14 protein-coding genes are annotated in these 17780 nt (G+C 66.6%); 4 read left to right on the forward strand and 10 right to left on the reverse strand.

Going from position 1 to position 17780, the window contains the following annotated elements:
• Nucleotides 1-34: 34 nt before the first annotated feature.
• From ACFTS5_RS30835 to ACFTS5_RS30865, 7 genes are read right to left on the reverse strand one after another with little or no spacing between them, the layout of a single operon-like run.
• Nucleotides 35-676: a hypothetical protein gene (locus ACFTS5_RS30835; protein WP_378637946.1), complete on the reverse strand. Its 642-nt coding sequence runs from the start codon at nt 674-676 to the stop codon at nt 35-37.
• Nucleotides 673-2343: an ABC transporter family substrate-binding protein gene (locus tag ACFTS5_RS30840; RefSeq protein WP_378637948.1), complete on the reverse strand. Its 1671-nt coding sequence runs from the start codon at nt 2341-2343 to the stop codon at nt 673-675. Before ACFTS5_RS30840 ends, ACFTS5_RS30835 begins: the two co-directional genes overlap by 4 nt.
• Before the next feature lie 32 nt (nt 2344-2375).
• Nucleotides 2376-4064, reverse strand: a complete 1689-nt coding sequence (locus ACFTS5_RS30845; RefSeq protein WP_378637950.1) for an ABC transporter family substrate-binding protein — start codon at nt 4062-4064, stop codon at nt 2376-2378.
• Nucleotides 4061-5758, reverse strand: a complete 1698-nt coding sequence (locus ACFTS5_RS30850) for an ABC transporter family substrate-binding protein (protein ID WP_378637952.1) — start codon at nt 5756-5758, stop codon at nt 4061-4063. Before ACFTS5_RS30850 ends, ACFTS5_RS30845 begins: the two co-directional genes overlap by 4 nt.
• 31 nt (nt 5759-5789) lie before the next feature.
• On the reverse strand, nt 5790-7634 hold the full coding sequence (locus ACFTS5_RS30855) for an ABC transporter ATP-binding protein (protein ID WP_378637955.1): 1845 nt from the start codon (nt 7632-7634) through the stop codon (nt 5790-5792).
• A complete protein-coding gene (locus ACFTS5_RS30860; protein ID WP_378637957.1) occupies nt 7631-8599 on the reverse strand; it encodes an ABC transporter permease in 969 nt (322 codons plus the stop codon). Before ACFTS5_RS30860 ends, ACFTS5_RS30855 begins: the two co-directional genes overlap by 4 nt.
• Nucleotides 8596-9573 (reverse strand): ABC transporter permease, encoded by a 978-nt coding sequence (locus tag ACFTS5_RS30865; RefSeq protein ID WP_378637959.1) that lies wholly within the window; start codon nt 9571-9573, stop codon nt 8596-8598. Before ACFTS5_RS30865 ends, ACFTS5_RS30860 begins: the two co-directional genes overlap by 4 nt.
• Nucleotides 9574-9659: 86 nt before the next feature.
• On the opposite strand from ACFTS5_RS30865, the gene ACFTS5_RS30870 reads away from it, so the two are divergent.
• The gene (locus ACFTS5_RS30870) at nt 9660-10487 is read left to right on the forward strand and encodes an HAD family hydrolase (RefSeq protein ID WP_378637961.1); all 828 of its coding nucleotides are present in this window, start codon (nt 9660-9662) and stop codon (nt 10485-10487) included.
• A gap of 75 nt (nt 10488-10562) precedes the next feature.
• Here the strand turns inward: ACFTS5_RS30870 and ACFTS5_RS30875 are convergent, their stop codons facing one another.
• Nucleotides 10563-12941 carry an N-acetylmuramoyl-L-alanine amidase gene (locus tag ACFTS5_RS30875; RefSeq protein WP_378637964.1) on the reverse strand — a complete coding sequence of 793 codons (2379 nt, stop codon included), beginning with the start codon at nt 12939-12941 and terminating at the stop codon, nt 10563-10565.
• Between the two features lie 216 nt (nt 12942-13157).
• On the opposite strand from ACFTS5_RS30875, the gene ACFTS5_RS30880 reads away from it, so the two are divergent.
• On the forward strand, nt 13158-14657 hold the full coding sequence (locus ACFTS5_RS30880) for a SpoIID/LytB domain-containing protein (protein WP_378637967.1): 1500 nt from the start codon (nt 13158-13160) through the stop codon (nt 14655-14657).
• Nucleotides 14658-14689: 32 nt separating this feature from the next.
• Here ACFTS5_RS30880 and ACFTS5_RS30885 read toward each other — a convergent pair whose 3' ends face one another.
• Entirely contained in the window at nt 14690-15190 is a 501-nt protein-coding gene (locus ACFTS5_RS30885; RefSeq protein WP_378637969.1) for a MarR family winged helix-turn-helix transcriptional regulator, read from the reverse strand.
• Nucleotides 15191-15293: 103 nt separating this feature from the next.
• Here ACFTS5_RS30885 and ACFTS5_RS30890 point away from each other — a divergent pair, with 103 nt between their 5' ends.
• Complete coding sequence (locus ACFTS5_RS30890) at nt 15294-16310, forward strand: EamA family transporter (protein ID WP_378637972.1); 1017 nt, start codon at nt 15294-15296, stop codon at nt 16308-16310.
• A 12-nt stretch (nt 16311-16322) separates the two neighbouring features.
• Here ACFTS5_RS30890 and ACFTS5_RS30895 read toward each other — a convergent pair whose 3' ends face one another.
• Nucleotides 16323-16949, reverse strand: a complete 627-nt coding sequence (locus ACFTS5_RS30895; protein ID WP_378637974.1) for a TetR/AcrR family transcriptional regulator — start codon at nt 16947-16949, stop codon at nt 16323-16325.
• 103 nt (nt 16950-17052) lie between these two features.
• Here ACFTS5_RS30895 and ACFTS5_RS30900 point away from each other — a divergent pair, with 103 nt between their 5' ends.
• Complete coding sequence (locus ACFTS5_RS30900; protein ID WP_378637977.1) at nt 17053-17763, forward strand: SDR family NAD(P)-dependent oxidoreductase; 711 nt, start codon at nt 17053-17055, stop codon at nt 17761-17763.
• Nucleotides 17764-17780: the final 17 nt, after the last annotated feature.

The raw sequence follows: 17780 nt of genomic DNA on the forward strand, positions 1-17780 counted from the left end.
ACCGGAACAATAGACACGCAGGAGAAAGAAGCGGTCAGCTGGGGTCGGAGCCCCGAATGGCGGAAAGCCAGGTGAAGGCGGCGGCGGCGACTGTCGTGGTGGCGACGAACGCGCCGATTCCGCCGTTCATGACATAGACCCACAGCAGGCCGACGAGGGGAGCGCCGACCGCCTGCTGAAGGTCGAGGACCAGACGGCGGGCGATCCCGAACGTGGGCGGATCGATGGGCCGGGAGGGATTGTCCACGAGCTTGCCCGCCGGCTCGGTGGTGCGCACACGCCCCGAGGGGAAGAATCGCGTGTCCCCCTCATGAATGGATCGATCGGTCAGCTCCAGCTCGGCCGGAGTGAGCACCGACAGCGACGGCTCATAGAACACCGGCTGCCACACCATCCGATCACCACTGCTGATCTCCAGCCACGACCGGCTGACCAGCCGATACTGCTGCCGAACCCGCCTACCGCGCACAGTCCCTGTCGCAACCAGCCCCGTCGGGAAAACCCCGAAGGCAAGTCCGCCTTGATACGCGGTATAGGCGAGTACGGCGAGAGCGACCACGGCGAGCGCACTCAGCTGATCGACATCCGCGAACGGCACCCACGCGGCGATCACCACGAGGGTGCCGCTCGTGACGAGCAGCGGATAGGTGAGTGCGCGCGCCGGGCCGTCGCTCACTTCAGGAAGCCGACCTTGGTGTAGTCGGCGGTGGCAAGCCCGAACGCGCCGTAGTTCGCGAGATTCTCCCGCACCGCATACGTACCCGAAGCCTGGTTCAGCGGAATCGAATAGCCTTCGGCGAAGATCATCTGATCGCACTGATTGGCGAGTTCGCGCGCCTTGTCGGGGTCGAGTTCGGCGATGGTCCGCTCGATCAGGGCATTGAGCTCCGGCGAACCGATCCGTGCCTTGTTGGACTGCAAGTTGTTCGGATCGTAGGCGTAGATCTGCGGCAACGCGCCGAGCGGGAGATAACTACCGCCCCAGCTGAATTGCGCCAGCTCGAAATTTCCCGGGTCGATCACATCCTTGAAAAGTCCACTACCCGGCACAGTTTGGATGTTCAGCTTCACCCCGATCTGTGCCAGATTCTGCTGGACGATCTGTGCGGTCTGGACCCAACCGTCCTGCTGGTACATCACATCGCGGATCTCGAGGCGGCGGCCGTTCTTCTCACGCACGTCGCCGTTGAGCTTCCAACCCAGGTCGTCGAGCATTTTCGCGGCCGCGGTCGGGTCGAAGGAGATGGGTGCAGAATTGTCCTGGTACCCCTTCTGCCCGTTCATGAAGATGTGGTTGTTGAGCGGCTTCGGATCGTCGACTACGCCATTCTGGGACGCGTTGACGATGCCCTGACGGTCAATCGCTTTGGAGATAGCGATTCGCACCTGCGGATCTTCGAGCAGTGAACCCGGAGCGCCGTTGAACGTGATGTGCGACCAGCTGGGCTCCGGCGTGCGCCGCAGCACTACGCCGGCGGCCTGCTTCGCGCCGGTGACATTCTCGATGCCGGACATGTAGGCGATGTCGAGTTCGTTGTTCTGAATCGCGGGCAGCCACGCCGAACTGTCGAGCACGCTGAAAGTGATGGTGTCGAGCTTAGGGGTCGCGCCCCACCATGCCGGATTGCGGGTCAACGTGATTCGGTTCTGTCCACGATCGATCGTGCTGATCTGGAACGGGCCCGCGCTCACCGCGAGCCCGTTGCGATCGCGGTCGTTGAACGCGGCGGCGGACTCGGTGGTGGCCTTCGGATACAGCGGACTGAACTGACCCTGCCATTCGGCATAGGGCTGGGAGAAGGTGACGATCGCCTGCCGGTCGTCGACCCCGCGCTCGACCTTCTCCACCCGCTCGAAGCCGCTGGTGGCTGTCATCAGATAGGTCGTGTCACGTCCACTCAGCGCCGCCGCCTGCGAACGCATGTCCTCCCAGGTGATCGGCGTTCCGTCGGTCCACACCGCCTTGGGGTTGATCGTGTAGGTGACCTGCTGCGGGTTGTTGCCGGTGAGCTGGATATCGGTGAAGTAGTCGTGGTTGATCGCCAGTTCCCCGGCCGCATTGCTGGTGTATGCCACTGGCAACGTCGGTTCGATTACGTCACCGGTGCTCTCGGTGCCGCCGTCGACCTGCAGATAGTTGAACGACTCCGGGAATGAGCTCAACACCAGCCGCAGATTGCCGCCATCACGCAGGTCCGCCACATCGTGGGGGTTGATGTCGTTGGTGCTGCCGATCGTGGCGGTGCCCGGTGTTACGGCGTTGTCGGAGGAACAGCCTGACAGGATCAGGCCGACCGCCACGCACGGAATGGCGAACTTGGTACCCAGCGAGCGAATTCGCATGGTGATCCTTCCTTTCCGCGCGTGGCGGAGAGTTACTTGACGAAGCCGACCTTGGTCGCATCTGTCGATGCGAGACCGAAGGCACCGTAGTTGGCTACCGTAGAACGCACCGCAATCGCGCCGGGGGACTGCACGATGGGGAGTGAGAACCCGATATCGAAGATCATCCGGTCGGCCTTGTTGGCGAGCTCGATGGCCTTTTCCGGGTCGAGCTCGGCGATGGTCTCTTCGATCAGCGCATTGAGTTCAGGGGTTCCGATTCGACCCTTGTTGCTCAGCCGGTTGTTCGGATCGTAGGCGTAGATCTGCGGTAGTACGCCGAGCGGCAGAATGCCACCGGACCAGCTGAACTGGACGATATCGAAGTTGCCCGGGTCGACGACATCTTTGAACAGACCATTGCCCGGCACGGTGCGGATATTCAGCTTCACACCCACCGCGGCCAGATTCTGCTGAGCGATCGTGGCGATCTGCACCCAGGCGTCCTGCTGGTACATGACGTCGGTCAGCTCGAGCTTTCGCCCGTCCTTCTCCCTGACCTCACCATTGAGCTTCCAGCCCAGGTCGTCCAGCATCTTGGCGGCTGCCGCAGGGTCGTAGGACAATGGAGCGGAGTTGTCCTGGTAGCCCTTCTGGCCCTTCATGAAGATGTGGTTGTTCAGCGGCTCCGGCTTCTCTACCAAGCCGTTCTGGCGTGCGTTCGCGATTGTCTGTCGGTCGATCGCCTTCGAGATCGCAACCCGCAATTGCGGATCCTCGAGAATCGCACCCGGGGCACCGTTGAAGGTGAAGTGCGAGTAGGTCGTCGATGGCGCGCGCCGCACAACCAGCCCCGGCGAACCGGCCGCAGTCTTCACTTCCTCGATGCCGGAAACGGAAGCCGCGTCGAGTTCGTTGTTCTGCAGAGCTGCCATGCGCGCGGAGTAGTCGAGCACGGCGAAGGTGATCGTGTCGAGCTTGGGCGTATTGCCCCACCACTTGGGGTTGCGATTCAGCGTGATGCGCTGTTGTGCGCGGTCGATCGCGCCGACCATAAAGGGACCTGCGGATACGGGCAGACTATTACGTGCCCAGTTTTCGAACGTGGCAGGTGATTCGGTGGATGCCTTCGGATAGAGCGGGTTGAACATGCCTTTCCACTCGGCGTAATGCTTGGCGAAGGTGACCACGGCCTGGCGATCGTCGACGCCGCGCTCGACCTTCTCCACCCTGTCGAATCCGTCGGTGCCGCGGACCTGGAACGCGACGTCCTTGCCGCTCAGTGCCTGCGCCTGGGAGCGCATGTCCTCCCAGGTGATGGGAGTGCCGTCAGACCATACTGCTTTCGGATTGATGGTGTAGGTCACCTGTTGCGGCGCGGTGCCGGTGAGTTGGATATCGGTGAAGTAATCGTGGTCGACCGACAGCTCACCCGCCGCGTTCGACGTGACCGTGCCCGGCAGCGTCCATCCGACGACTGCCGAGACATCGGCACTCGCGTCCACGTGGTCCGAATTGAAGGTTTCAGGGAAAGCAGTCAGCGCCAGGCGGAAGTTGCCACCGTCCTGGACTTCACTGACATCCTTGGGATTGATGTCGTTCACGGCACCGATGGAATCTGCGCCGAGCTGCGAACTGTCATCGGACGCACAACCACCAATCGCCAACGTCATAGCGAAAACGGGCACCGCGATGCGGAAACCTGCCTGGCGGAGCCGCCTGGCGTACGTTGCTGTGGTCATTTCGTGAATCCGATCTTCGTGTAGTCGTACGTTGCCAATCCGGGGGAGCCGATGTTGGCGAGGGTGGTGCGGGCGCCGAAGCTGCCGTCGGACTGCATCAGGGGGAGGGAGTGACCTTCTTCGAATACCTTGCGGTCGACCTGGTTTGCGAGGGCGATGGACTTCTGGGGGTCCAGTTCGGTGAGGGTTTGCTCGATGAGGGCGTTGAGTTCGGGGGAGCCGATGCGTCCGTAGTTGGACTGGAGGTCGGTGGGGTCGTAGTAGTAGATCTGGCGGATGCTGCTCAGTGGGAAGGGGTCGCCCTCGTAGACGTACTGGGCGGCGTCGAAGTCTCCGGGCTGGATGACGTCGGTGAAAAGACCGGCGGCGGGCTTGGTGTCGATGTTGAGCTGAACGCCGATGGCAGCCAGGTTCTGCTGGATGATCTGGGCGATCTGGACCCAGGTGGGGTCGTTGTACATGACGTCGCGGATCACCAGTTTGCGGCCGTCCTTCTCGCGCACTTCACCGTTGAGTTTCCAGCCGAGGTCGTCGAGTTGCTGCGCCGCGGCGGCAGGGTCGAAGCCGAGACTGTTGTCCTGGTAGCCCTTTTGGCCCTGGAGGAAGATGTGGTTGTTCAGCGGTTTCGGGTCCTCGACCAGTCCGTTCTGCATCGCGTTGACGATGCCCTGGCGATCGATGGCCTTCGAGATGGCAACGCGTACACCCTCTTCGGCCAGGATCGAGCCGGGCGCGCCGTTGAAGGTGATGTGGCGCCAGCGATTACCGGGTGCGCGGCGCACCACGAGTCCCTCGGTGCCGCGCACTGTTTTCACGTCGTCGAGGGTGGTCAGGCGAATGAGGTCGATTTCGTTGTTCTGCAATGCCTGGACCCACGACGTAGCGTCGAGAACGCTGTAGGTGATGGTGTCGAGAACGGGTTTGTCGCCCCACCATTTGGGGTTGCGGCCCAGGGTGATTCGGCCCTGGCCACGGTCGGTGGCGCTGACGGTGAACGGCCCGGCGGTGAGCGTGATCGCCTCGGCGAGGCTGGTGTTGAACGCCTCTGGCGTGCTGGTCACCGACTTCGGGTAGAGGGCAGAGTTGCCGGAGAACTGGCCGCGCCAGTCGGCGTAGGGCTTGCTGAAGGTGAGGACGGCCTGCTGGTCGTCGGCACCTCGCTCTACCTTGTCGACGAATTCGAAACCGTTGGTGATCGCGATCAGATAGCTCTTGTCGCGCCCGCTCAGCGCGTGCGCCTGGGAGGCCAGATCCTCCCAGGTGATCGGCGAACCGTCCGACCAGACCGCCTTCGGATTGATCGAATACGTCACCTGCATCGGATCGGTGCTGGTCAACTGGATATCGGTGAAGAAATCGGTATCGATGCTGAGCTGACCCGCGGCGTCGATCTCGTAGGACCGCGGCAGCATCGCGCGCACGATGTAGCCGATCTCGCCGTTGTTGCCGTCATTGGACAGGATGTTCCAGTTGGCGGGGTAGTCGGTGGTCGCGAGGCGTAGATTGCCGCCCTCGCGCAGCTCATCGACGCTTTTCGGGTTGATGTCGCTGGTGGATCCGATCGCGTCACTCAGCCCGGTCGCAGACTCGTCGCCACCACCCCCACAACCCGCCACGATCATCCCGGCAGCCACCACCACGGCAGCACATCGCAATCGAGCACTACGCCCTGCTTGCATTCGACGGGTTCTCATGGCGCCTCCTCTTTCGGCTGGACCGACGTTCTCAGCCGCTGACGACGGGTTCCGGTACGGCCGCGATGAGCGAGCGCGTGTATTCGTGCTGAGGATCGGCGAAGATCTGCTCGGCCGGACCGGATTCGACGATCTTGCCCTGCAGCATCACCGCGATGTCGTGGGCGAGGTTGCGCACCACCGACAGGTCGTGGGAGACGAACAGGTAGGACAGTCCGTGCTCGGCCTGTAGGTCGCGCAGCAGGTTGAGGACACCGGCCTGGATCGACACGTCCAGCGACGAGACGGGTTCGTCGAGGACCAGCAGCTGGGTGTCGAGGGCCAGCGCGCGGGCGATGCTGATGCGCTGCTTCTGGCCGCCGGAGAAATCCGAGGGGTAGCGATCGGCATGCTCGGGACGTAACCCGACCTGCCGCAACAGCTCCGGCACTCGCCGGTTGACCTCTTCTCGGGACCGGCCGTCGATGCGCAGTGGCTCGGCGAGGACGTCGAAGATCGGCAGGCGCGGGTCCAGCGACGAGCTGGGGTCCTGGAAGACGATCTGCATCTTGCGGCGGATCTCGCGGGTGCGCGCCTTGGTGAGGGTGGCGACGTCGTTGCCGAGCACCTCGATGCTGCCCGACTGCGGGGGCGCCAGGTCCATGATCTGCGACAGGGTGGTCGACTTGCCCGAACCGGATTCGCCGACCAGCGCCAGGGTGCGGCCGGCGCGCACGGAGAAGCTGATGCCGTCGACCGCGCGGACCTCGCCGGTGCGGCGGCGCAGCAGCACCCCGGAGGTGAGGGGGAAGGTTTTCACCAGGTCGGTGACGCGCAGGACCACGTCGTCGTCGGTGCGGTCGGGGTGCGCCGGGGCCGGGATCTCCTTGCGGTAGGCCTCGAAGAGCTGGTGCGTGCCGACCTCGGCGGTGCGGATGCAGGCGACCGAGTGACCGGGGCTCACCTTCTCCAGCGGAGGTTCGGCGGCGGTGCAGTCGCCGATCGAGACCGGGCACCGTGGCGCGAACGAGCAACCGGGCGGCAGGGCGTGCATGGCGGGCGGGGCGCCGAGAATCGGGATCAGCGGGGTGCGCGGCGGGCCGTCCATGCGCGGGATGGAGCCGAGCAGGCCGACGGTGTACGGCATGCGCGGCGCCGCGAAAAGCTCTGCGACCGGTGCGGTTTCGACGACCTTGCCCGCGTACATCACGGCAACCCGGTCGGCGACGGTGGCCGCGATGCCCATGTCGTGGGTGATCATGATGACGCCCGCGCCGGTGATATCGCGCGCCTTGCGCAGCAGTGCGAGGATCTGGGCCTGCACCGTCACGTCGAGCGCGGTGGTCGGTTCGTCGCAGATGATCAGCGCGGGATCGTTGGCGATGGCCATGGCGATCACCACGCGCTGTCGCATACCGCCGGAGAACTCGTGCGGGAACGCCCTGGAACGGGCCCTGGCATCGGTGATGCCGACGAGCTCGAGCAGCTCGACGGCCCGCTCGCCCGCGTCCTTGCGGCTCATCTCGCCGTGCGCGAGCAGAGCTTCCGCGATCTGATCACCGATCCGGTACACCGGTGTCAGTGCGGAGAGCGGATCCTGGAAGACCATGCTGATCGAGGAACCGCGCAGCTTCGACATCTGCTTGTCGCCCAGGCCCAGCAGTTCGCGGCCGCGCAGGCGCACTGATCCCTGCACCCGTGCCTGGTCGGGCAGCAGGCCGATCACCGCGAGGGAGGACACCGACTTGCCCGAACCGGACTCGCCGACGATGGCGAGCACCTCGCCGTCGGCGACGGTGTAGTTCACCCCGCGCACCGCCTCGACGCGGCCTTCCTCGCCGGGGAACGAGACCCGCAGGTCGGTGACCTCGAGCAGGGGTGCGGTCGACGCGGTCATCGCTTCTCGGCTTTCTTCAACTCCACCTGCGCCTGGTCCTTGTGCTCGGCGACCTCCTTGCGCGACTTGCGCGCACCGCGGGCACCGGGGTCGAACGCGTCACGCAGGCCGTCGCCGACCAGGTTGGCGGACAACACGATCGTGATCAGCAGGCCACCGGCGAACAGGAACAGCCACGGATAGGTGAGCGCCGATTTGGTGCCCGCCGCGATGAGTGAACCCAGCGAGACGTCCGGCGGCTGCACACCGAAACCCAGGAAGCTCAAACCGGTTTCGGCGCCGATCGCCGCGCCGACGGCCAGGGTGGTGTCGATGATCAGGATCGAGGCGATGTTCGGGACGATGTGACTGAGGATCACCGTGCGAGTCGGTGCGCCCATATACCGCGCGGCGCGGACGAATTCGCGGTCACGCAGACTCAAGGTGAGGCCGCGGACGATGCGCGCGGCGATCATCCAGCCGAAGACGCTCAGCAGCACGATCAGGATCGCGATCGATCCGGATCCCTTGGTGCGCGGCGCGAACAGCGCGATGATGATGAAACTGGGGACCACCAGCAGCAGATCGACGAACCACATGATCGCGCGGTCGGTCCAGCCGCCGAGCAGCCCGGCCACCGCACCCGCTGTCGCGGCGATGACGCTGGAACAGATCGCCACACAGAAGCCGATGATCAGTGACTTCTGCAGGCCGCGCATGGTCTGGGCGAGCACGTCCTGACCGATCTGGGTGGTGCCGAACGGGTGCTCGAGGCTCGGCGGTTTCAGCAGCGCCTTGTAGTCCATCTGCTGGTAGTCCCACGGCAGCAGTGGCGGCAGCGCGAAACTGGCGACCAGCAGCACCACCAGGATCACCGCGCCGACCACAGCGGGCTTGTTGCGCAGGAAACGGCGCCACACGAGTTTGCGACGCCCGGCGGCGGCGACCTCGGGTGCGCCGACGGCGATGAGTTCGGTTTCGGTCATGAGACACGCACCCTCGGGTCGAGCAGGGCAAGGACGACATCGGAGAGCAGGCCCGACACCAGCACCACCAGGCCGGCGAACGCCGTCACCGTCACCACGACGTACAGGTCCTGGGCATTGATCGAATCGACCAGCCATTCGCCGACACCGTGCCAGCCGAAGATCTTCTCGACGAAGGTGGCACCGGTGATCAGGCCGCCGAGGCTGTAGGCGAACAGGGTGGCCATCGGAATCAGCGCGGTGCGCAGGCCGTGTTTGTAGAGGGCCCGATTACGGCTGAGGCCCTTGGCTCTCGCTGTTCGGATGAAGTCGCTCTGCAGTACGTCGAGCATGGCGTTGCGCTGGTAGCGGCTGTAGCCGGCCATGCCGTAGAGCGCCAGAGCCAGGGTCGGCAGCACCAGATGTTGTGCGCGGTCGACCATTTCGTTCCAGAAACCATTGACCTGAGTGGCCGACGTCTCGCCGGTGTAGAGGAAGATCTGTGAACCGGTCATCGTATTGATCTGTAGCGCACCGTATTTCAGCAGTGTCGCCAGCAAGAAGATCGGTGTCGAGATGATCAGCAGCGACAGCACCGTCGAGAAATAGTCGCTGAACTTGTACTGCCGGATCGCCCCCGCCGCGCCGATCAGCACGCCGAGCACGGTGCCGATGACGGAACCGAGAATCAGCAGCCGCAGACTCACCGCCACCCGCCTGCCCAGTTCCTCGCTCACCGGCTGCCCGGCCAGGGTGGTCCCGAAATCTCCTTGCACGACGCCGCCGAGCCAGGTGAGATAGCGCTGTGGGATCGGCTCGTCGAGATGCAGCTGGTCGGCCTTCGCCTCGATCACCGACTGCGGCGGGCGTGGGTTGCGCTGCTCGAGACTCTCGAGCGGGTTGAACGTGAGTGATGCGAGGCTGAACGTCAGAAATGATGCCAGCAGAAGGAGCACAACGTAGTTGAGTGTGCGCCGCAACAAGAAGCCGGTCATCAGTCCCCTCTGGATCGGGTAATCAGGCCCTGATCATAGGGACAGTCCGGCGTCCCCGCGTGGCGACGTGCGGCAGGATAGATGGGATGACGCACCTGCACCCGAAACCGCTGCTGGTGGCCAGCGACGTCGACGGCACCTTGATCGACGATTCCGACAAGATCTCGGCGCGCACCAAAGCGGCCGTCGGGGCCCTCGTCGCCGACGGCGCCACCTTCGTGCTCGCCACCGGCCGCCCGCCGCGCTGGATCGACCCGGTCGTCAGCGAACTCGGGTACGCACCGCTCGCCATCTGCGGAAACGGCGCGGTCATCTACGACAGCGCCACCGATCGGGTGCTGTCGAGCCACACCCTCGACGTCGAGACCCTGAGCTGGCTGGCAGACATCGCCGAGCACGCGCTGCCGGGTTGCGGCCTGGCCACCGAGCGGGTCGGGGCCAGCGCGCACGACGCCGTTACCCCGCAGTTCGTCAGCTCACCGACCTACGAACACGCCTGGCTCAACCCCGACGACACCGTCGTCTCACACGCCGAGGTGATCGACTCACCCGCGATCAAAATGCTCATCCGGCTCAGTTCGGCCCGCAGTTCCGACATGCGCGCGGCGCTGGCTCCGCTGATCGGCGACCGCGCCGAGATCACCTACTCCACCGAGAGCGGGCTGATCGAGCTGGCGGTGCCGCAGGTGACGAAGGCGTCCGGGCTGGCCGAGGTCGCGCGCCGGATCGGCGCCGAACATTCGTCGATCGTCGCCTTCGGCGACATGCCCAACGACGTACCGATGCTGGCGATGGCCGGGCACGGCGTCGCGATGGGCAACGCCCATCCCGAGGCCCGGGCGGCGGCCGACGAGGTGACCGGCAGCAATATCGACCACGGTGTGGCGATGGTCCTCGAACGCTGGTGGCGCTAGCGCCAGCACGCCGATAAAACGGCCGGTGCCCCTCGCTCGGAGGGTGCACCGGCCGTTCTTCGCCGTGACCGGGGGTTAGCCGATCGGGGCGGGTTCGGGAGCCGGCGGGTCTGCCGGAGCCTGCTCGAGGGGGATCTGTTCAGCGGGTACAGGTGGGGCCTGCGGTTCCGCGGGGACCTGTGGGTCGGCCGGTGCCGGCGCCGGAACCGCCAGTCCGAGCGTCGGGGCGGTGGGGGCCTGACCCGGCTTCGGCTGACCGTTCATCTCCTGCTTGTAGGTCTCGTCGTAGGTCTTCCAGAACGTCGTGACGATGCCCGTGAGCTCGTTGAGCACCAGTGAACCGTGCTGGAAGTCGGTGCGTAGACCGTTCGGGACGAGATAGGAACTCGCGGTCGGCAGGCCGAGGACGCCCGAATCGGCGCCCAGGCTCAGATACTTGTCGAGAATCGCGCCGACCACCTCGAATACCTGACCGCCCTCGCCCGAATAGACGAAACCGTTGGCGAACTTCGCGTACTGGCGGCCCTGCGCGCCCGAGATCAGGTCCGACTGCGGTGCGCCGAGCGGACCGTCGACCCCGCCCTTGGCGACCCAGTGCTTGGCGATCGCGTTGTCGACGGACAGGCCGAGGAACTTGTCCACCATCGCGCCCAGTTCGGCCATATTGCCCTGCGGCGCACGGGCTTGCTGGCTCGGCGGACGGTTCACCGTCGGGGGCGAGGTGTAGGTGCCGGAATTGCCCGCCGCGATCCCGCGGATGCGATCCATCAGCGCGTAGGCGGCGTCTCCGGGGCAGTCGGTGTTGCCGACATCGCGGTGGGCGAACACCACCGGCAGATCGACCGCTTCGTCCTGGGCGTACGGCGTGAACTCGGTGCCCTCGGAGTACATCGTGGTCGTGCCCTTGGGATCGATCCCGGCGAGCTTGGCCCGCCAGCCGATGAACTTGCCGATCGCGTTGATCGCCTCGTTGCTCGGCTCCTCGGTCTCGTAGTTACCCATCAGCGCCACACCCGCGGTGTTCTCGTTGAATCCGCCCGCGTGCGCGCCCTGGACCGCGCGGTCGAGGCCACCGTAGCGGCCCTCGAAGATCTGGCCGTACTGGTCGACCAAGGCGTTGTAGCCGACGTCGCACCAGCCGAGCGTCTCGGCGTGATAGGCGTAGATCGCGCGGACGATGCCCGCGGACTCGGAGCGGCTGTAGTCGTTGCGACCGGCCGTGTGGTGCACGGTGATGCCGCCGACGCCGTCATCGTAGGTGGGTTCCTCGCAGCGGATCGACTCGTCGGCACCCCACTGCGCGCGGGTGATGACCCTCGGTCCGCCACCGGGCAGCGCCGCGGCGACGTCGTTGAGCGCGGCATCGATCGCGGCCCGCCCCGGATTGATCAGGACGGCCTTGAGCGCGGCCTCGGTGAGGTGGGCCGGGTCGTGGTCCGGGCCCGCGGTGGGCTTGCGGGTGACCAGCATCTGCACCGCGGTGGTCTCGCCGACGTAGATCGGTTCGGTGCCGGTGGGTGCGTCGGCCGGGGTCTGATCGGTGGCCCTGGTATCGACCGGATCGGCGTTGTACCAGGGGCCCCAGTTGCCGTCGAGCTGGCGAGCTCGCAGCTTGGTGGTGGTGTTCGCCATGTCGCGGGCGGTGACGGCGACCATGCTGAACGGGGTGTCCTGGGTGAGTTCCTTGACCTGCGCGCCCACCTGGTCGATGACGTCCGCGCCGACCGCGCCCGGCGAGAGGGCGGGAGTGTCGGGGGTCGTGCCGGGTTCGAGGTTTTCCGGGTCGGCGATGAACTCGGCTCCACCGGAACGGCTTCGGGACACCGGGGCGCCGGTCGCGGGCGCGGCCGGAGGCTGGGCGGCGGGCGCCGGTGTGGCCGAGGTCGGCGTGGCTCCGGCGGGAGCTTCGGGTGCGCCCGGAGCGGGCGCGCCCGGCGCGGGAGGTTGGGCTTGGGGTGTCGCGGCCGGCGCAGGCGGCGCAGGCGGCGCAGGCGGCGCAGGCGGTGCGGTCGGGACCGACGTGCTCGGGACCGGTGGGCGCGCAGGCGTTGCGGCCCCAGGTGCCGCGGCGCCCGGCGTGGCCTGCTGCGTCGGGGTCGGCTGCGGCTTCGTCGGCAGCTGCGGCAGCTGGATCTCCGTGGGCAGCGCCACGCCCGGGGGCACCGGCAATCCCGGGGGGATCGGGATCGAGCTCGGCAGCTGCAACATGCGCAGGTCCGAGAGGTGCAGGTCGGGCAGGTCGAGGCCGGTCAGGTCACGCAGCGGGACCGTGATGTCGGGAGCCGAGGTCAGCGCGACCTCGGCCAGCTGCGTCGGCACGGCCGCGACCTGGGAATCGTTCGCGCTGCGGTAGTCGGTCGAGTCGCTGAGGGCGAACGCGCCGATCGGTGCGGCGACAACAAGGGTCGTGACCACCGGGAGCACGTAGGAACGTTTCGGCTTTCGGTATCGCACGTGCGACTCCTATCGGGTCGAGCTCGTGTTTTTCCGCGCATGTGATGCTTGCTTCCTCTAACCTCACGCATCACACTAGTTAACATACGTCACACATCTCAACCTCAACTCGAGACTTATGTGATTGCTCGAATGTAGCCCTCGGATCCCGCTAGGCGACGACGACATGCCGACGCGAGCTCCGCCGGTCGAACCGCGAAACCGTGGGAGCGCAGTATGAGAGCGGACACCAAGATCACCCGCAGTACCGGCCGTGGCACCCGTCGCCGGGCCGTGCCGATGATCCGGACCGTGCCGTTGCCGGTGCTGGTCAGCGGAACTGTGCTGGCGATGGCCGGGGCGATCGGGCTGTGGCAGATCGTGCCGGGGCAGATCACGCCTACCGTCGGCGCCGGACACGGTCGCGGCATGAGTCAGGTCGGGGCCTTCGACAACGCGCGGGCGGGCTGGACGGCCGAGGAGATTCTCGGGCACTACTACCCCGGGGCTGATCTCGGGCAAATCGGCCCGACAACGATCGGTGTCCGGCTCCAGGCGCAGGACGACGCCACCCTCGACACCTTCGCCGCCGCCGGTGCGCAGGTCGCCGGTCGCACGATCGGACCCGGCGACGCGGCCCATCTCACGCCCCTGCCCGACGGCGGGGCGAACGTGGTGGTGACCGCGGGCTGCGACGGCGAAGTTCTGTGGCAGGCCGCGACCGACGATCCGTTCGTCTACCCGGTCGGCGCCGGTGCGGGCAGACCCGCCGACGAACATCTGACCCTCTGCGGCGGCACCGCCTACCGCGGCGCGCTCGGGGTGGCGCTCGAAGGCGAGTCCTTCCGCACCGTCAACCAGGTGGACCTAGACGACTATTTAGCCGGCGTACTACCCGCGGAAATGCAGGCCAACTGGGCAGACCAGGGCGCCTTCGAAGCCCTACGCGCGCAAGCGATCGCGGCTCGCTCCTACGCGCTCGCCGAGAGTCGCTACGCCTACGCGCAGACCTGCGACACCACCGACTGTCAGGCGTATCCCGGTACGGTGAAGGAGGATTCGCGCAGTACCGAGGCCGTCGCCGCCACCACGGGCACGGTGTTACTGCGTGACGGGCAGATCCTGCGCTCGGAATACTCGGCGGCGCCGGATGGCGGCAGGCCGGCCGATATCCAGACCTTCGAGGTCGGACCGGCGCCCAGTGAACTCGTCGAATCCGCCCCCGCCCCAGTGGTTCCCGCGGCACCCGCCCAGCCGGATCTGACCATCGAGGCACTGGCGGGTGAGTCGGTGATCGACACCGAGTACCGGCGGATCGGCGGTGCGAGCAGTTCGGTGGGCGAGCCGATCGGTCCGGAAATGCTGCTGCCGCAACGGGCGGGCACGTATCGGCTGTACACCAACGGCGTGATCGTCGCGACGAAGACGCTCGGCGCGCAGGTCGTCGACTTCTCCACGCTGCTCCAGCTCGTTCCGGACGCGGGTGACCAGTTGCCCGCGACGGCTTCGGGCCGGCCCACACTGACGATGCCGGAAGGCACTGTCCCCCAGGTCGTTTCACCGGGCAATCCGCAAGGCGTGCAGTTCCCCTCGGATGCCGAGGTCAGGGGCGAGCCGGTACACGGTCCGGTGAATCCCGCTGCGCCCGGCGCACATATCGGGGTACCACGCAGCCCGGCCGTTGATGGGGTACCGCACGGGCCGGTCGCCGTCCCCGGCGTGCACGACGGGGAGTAGACAGCCGCAAACGCTGGGCCGCTCTGCGTGGGTCAGTCGAGCGTCGTGTCGTCCAGCGCGACGGCCAGGGTGCGCAACAGGTCGGCGAGCTGCTCGCGGTCCGTGGCGCCGAGGGCGGAGAGCAGGCGCTGCTCGTTGGCCACATGCAGCGGCAGCAGCCGGTCGACGAGTTCGCGGCCCTCGGCGGTGAGCCGCACGAAGACCGAGCGGCGATCGTCGGGGGAGGGGACGCGCCGGACCAGGTTCTTCGCGGCCAGGCGGTCGATCCGGTTGGTGATGGCCCCCGAGGTGACCATGGCGGCACGGTTGAGCGCACCGGCGGTGAGGCCGGTCTCGCCGCCGGAGCGACGCAGCGTGGCCAGCACGTCGAACTCCCAGAATTCCAGGCCGTGACCTGCGAAGAAGCGTTTCAGATCCTGTTCGAGGACACGCGAGAGCCGGGTGATCCGGCCGACGATCGCCATCGGTGACACGTCGACATCCGGGCGCTCGATGTTCCAGTGCTCGGTGATCAGGTCGACCGCGTCGCGCATTGCTTTTTCCTCTCGGTTGAAACTCTTAATGTTCATCTACTTGACGCAGAGATACCTAGGCGAGTAGATATTTCAACGTTGAGATTATCAATCAGGAGTGAACATGACGACCGCAACCCGCTCCACCGGCTACGCGGGCACCCTCGCGCTCACGGCTCTCACCCCGATCGTGTGGGGCTCCACCTACGCGGTGACCACGGAATACCTGCCCCCGGACCGGCCGCTGTTCACGGCGCTCATGCGCGCGCTCCCCGCCGGATTGATCTTGCTCGCGCTCACCAGGGTGCTGCCGCACGGCAAGTGGCTCGGTCGGGCCGCGGTACTCGGCGTGCTCAATATCGGCGCGTTCTTCCCGCTGCTGTTCCTGGCCGCATATCGGCTGCCCGGTGGTGTCGCCGGGGTACTCGGCGCGGTGGCGCCGATGTTCGCGCTCGGATTCGCGGCGGTGCTGCTGGCCGAAGCGCCGACGCGGCGCAAGGTGATCGCGGGCGTCGTCGGGGTGTTCGGCGTCTCGCTGGTCGTACTCCGTGGCAGCGTCGAACTCGATCTCCTCGGTGTGGTCGCCGGTCTCGCCGGTGCGGCCTCGATGGGCGCGGGAACCGTGCTCACCAAGAAGTGGGGACGTCCCGACGGTGTCGGCCCGCTGGCGATGACCGGGTGGCAGCTCACCGCGGGCGGGCTGTTCATCGCGCCGCTCGCCCTGCTCATCGAAGGCGCGCCGCCCGCGCTCGACGGAGAGGCCGTCGGCGGCTACCTGTACCTCGGCATCATCGGCACCGCGCTGGCCTACTGGCTGTGGGTCCGCGGAATCTCGCGGGTGCCGGCGACTTCGGTGTCCTTCCTCGGTCTGCTCAGTCCGGTGTCGGCCGCGGTGATCGGCTGGATCGCGCTGGGTCAGGCGCTGACCGGGCTGCAGATCCTCGGCCTCGGTGTCGCGCTCGCGGCTACCGTCTTCGGGCAGATGCCGTCGAAGTCTGTCGACGGCCCCGTCGCAGATGTGGCGGGAGAACAGGATTCGCCTGCGGGTGTGGCGCCGGATCCGGCCGAGTGGCGCACTGATGCCGAGCCGACCGTGAATTCGGGTGCACCGGAGCTGGTTTCGGCGACAGTTCGGGTCTGAGCGCTGATCGGGTCAGCCGCGCATCGCCTGCATCAACTGGTCCTCGGTGAGGGCCGGAACCGGCAGGGGGTGCGCGGCTTTCGCGCGTAGGCCGTCGAAGATGAGGGCGAGGTTGCGCCGCCAGAGGTCGGGGGCGACGGTGCTGGTGGCGGCGAGAACGCTGATGTGGGACCAGGTGATGAAGGCGATGTCCTCGAGGGTCCAGTCCGGGCGAAGGGCACCGGCTTCCTGGGCACGGACGATGATGCGGCGCATGAGGCTGTGGCCGTATTCGCGTGCGTGCTCGACGGCGGCGCTGGGGGGATTTCGCAGGGCGAGGTCGCCGAGAATGCGGTCGGACGCCTGGAGTTCGCAGATCTTCTCGACCAGAAAGACGAACGACTCCCACGGGTCGGTGATGTCGAGTGCTTGTTCGGCGACCCGGCCGCCCGCTTCCAGCCGGTCGGCGACGGCGGCGGCGATCAGTGCGTCGCGGGTGGGGAAGCGGTTGTAGAGGGTGCCGATCGCGACGCCCGCGCGGGCGGCGATGTCCTTGAGCGGGGCGTCGAGCCCGCGTTCTTCGAAGATCTCGCGGGCTGCCGTCACCAGCGCGACGCGGTTGCGTTCGGCGTCGCTGCGCAACGGCTTGTCCTCGGGCATCCGCTGATCCTACAAATCCGATGGCCGAAATATCTTGAGCATGGGTTCAACTCAGTGCTACGTTCGGCATAACTTGAACCAACACTCAACTTAAGGGTATCGGATGAGCACGCTCGCGATCTTCGGCTACGGACCAGGACTCGGCGCCGGGACAGCACGACACTTCGGCCGCAACGGTTTTCGGATCGCGGTGATCGGCCGCGACCCGGTAGAACGGGCCGCGGCCCTGCGTGCGGAGGGCATCGACGCCGAACCGTTCATCGCCGACGTCACCGATCCCGCGCAAGTGCTCGACGTGATCGGCCGGGTCGAGGAGAAGCTGGGGCCGATCGATGTCGCGCTGCATTCGGCGGCCGCCGATATGTCGGTCCGCAGCGCCACGACCATCGACGTCGACCTGCCGTCCCTCGCGCTGCCGATCGCGCTCAAGGTGCACTCGCCGATCCTTCTCACCCGCGCTCTGCTGCCCGCGATGCTCGCCCGCGGCAGTGGCACGTTGCTGTTCACCTCCGGCGCCTCCGAGGAGTATTTGCAGCCCTACCTGGCCAATGTCGGGGTCGCGCTGGGGGCCCAGCGCGCCTACGTGCGGCAGCTGGCACGCGAAGTGGAAGGCAGCGGCGTCTATGTCGGGCTGTTCGCCATCGGCTCGCTCATCGAGAACAGCGCGGTCCAGTCGGTCATCGACGCCGACCCCGACCTCGTGCCCGCCGGGCTGGTACTGCCGCGGATCGGCAATGCCGAGCTCGGCGCGCGGTTGTGGCAGATGTACACCGAGCGCGACACGGTCGAGGTCGAGGTCGGTTTCGCCTCTTGACATTGACGTAGCGTCAA

This window comes from Nocardia sp. NPDC056952, from assembly GCF_042674185.1.
In the GTDB taxonomy this organism is placed as follows: Bacteria; Actinomycetota; Actinomycetes; order Mycobacteriales; family Mycobacteriaceae; genus Nocardia.

Bases quoted from the DNA above. Each gene is read 5' to 3' on its own strand.
- ACFTS5_RS30840 (WP_378637948.1), bottom strand. From the start codon at position 2,343: ATGCGAATTCGCTCGCTGGGTACCAAGTTCGCCATTCCGTGCGTGGCG.
- ACFTS5_RS30870 (WP_378637961.1), top strand. From the start codon at position 9,660: ATGACGCACCTGCACCCGAAACCGCTGCTGGTGGCCAGCGACGTCGAC.
- ACFTS5_RS30855 (WP_378637955.1), bottom strand. From the start codon at position 7,634: ATGACCGCGTCGACCGCACCCCTGCTCGAGGTCACCGACCTGCGGGTC.
- ACFTS5_RS30850 (WP_378637952.1), bottom strand. From the start codon at position 5,758: ATGAGAACCCGTCGAATGCAAGCAGGGCGTAGTGCTCGATTGCGATGT.
- ACFTS5_RS30845 (WP_378637950.1), bottom strand. From the start codon at position 4,064: ATGACCACAGCAACGTACGCCAGGCGGCTCCGCCAGGCAGGTTTCCGC.
- ACFTS5_RS30865 (WP_378637959.1), bottom strand. From the start codon at position 9,573: ATGACCGGCTTCTTGTTGCGGCGCACACTCAACTACGTTGTGCTCCTT.
- ACFTS5_RS30895 (WP_378637974.1), bottom strand. From the start codon at position 16,949: ATGCCCGAGGACAAGCCGTTGCGCAGCGACGCCGAACGCAACCGCGTC.
- ACFTS5_RS30860 (WP_378637957.1), bottom strand. From the start codon at position 8,599: ATGACCGAAACCGAACTCATCGCCGTCGGCGCACCCGAGGTCGCCGCC.
- ACFTS5_RS30885 (WP_378637969.1), bottom strand. From the start codon at position 15,190: ATGCGCGACGCGGTCGACCTGATCACCGAGCACTGGAACATCGAGCGC.
- ACFTS5_RS30890 (WP_378637972.1), top strand. From the start codon at position 15,294: ATGACGACCGCAACCCGCTCCACCGGCTACGCGGGCACCCTCGCGCTC.
- ACFTS5_RS30900 (WP_378637977.1), top strand. From the start codon at position 17,053: ATGAGCACGCTCGCGATCTTCGGCTACGGACCAGGACTCGGCGCCGGG.
- ACFTS5_RS30880 (WP_378637967.1), top strand. From the start codon at position 13,158: ATGAGAGCGGACACCAAGATCACCCGCAGTACCGGCCGTGGCACCCGT.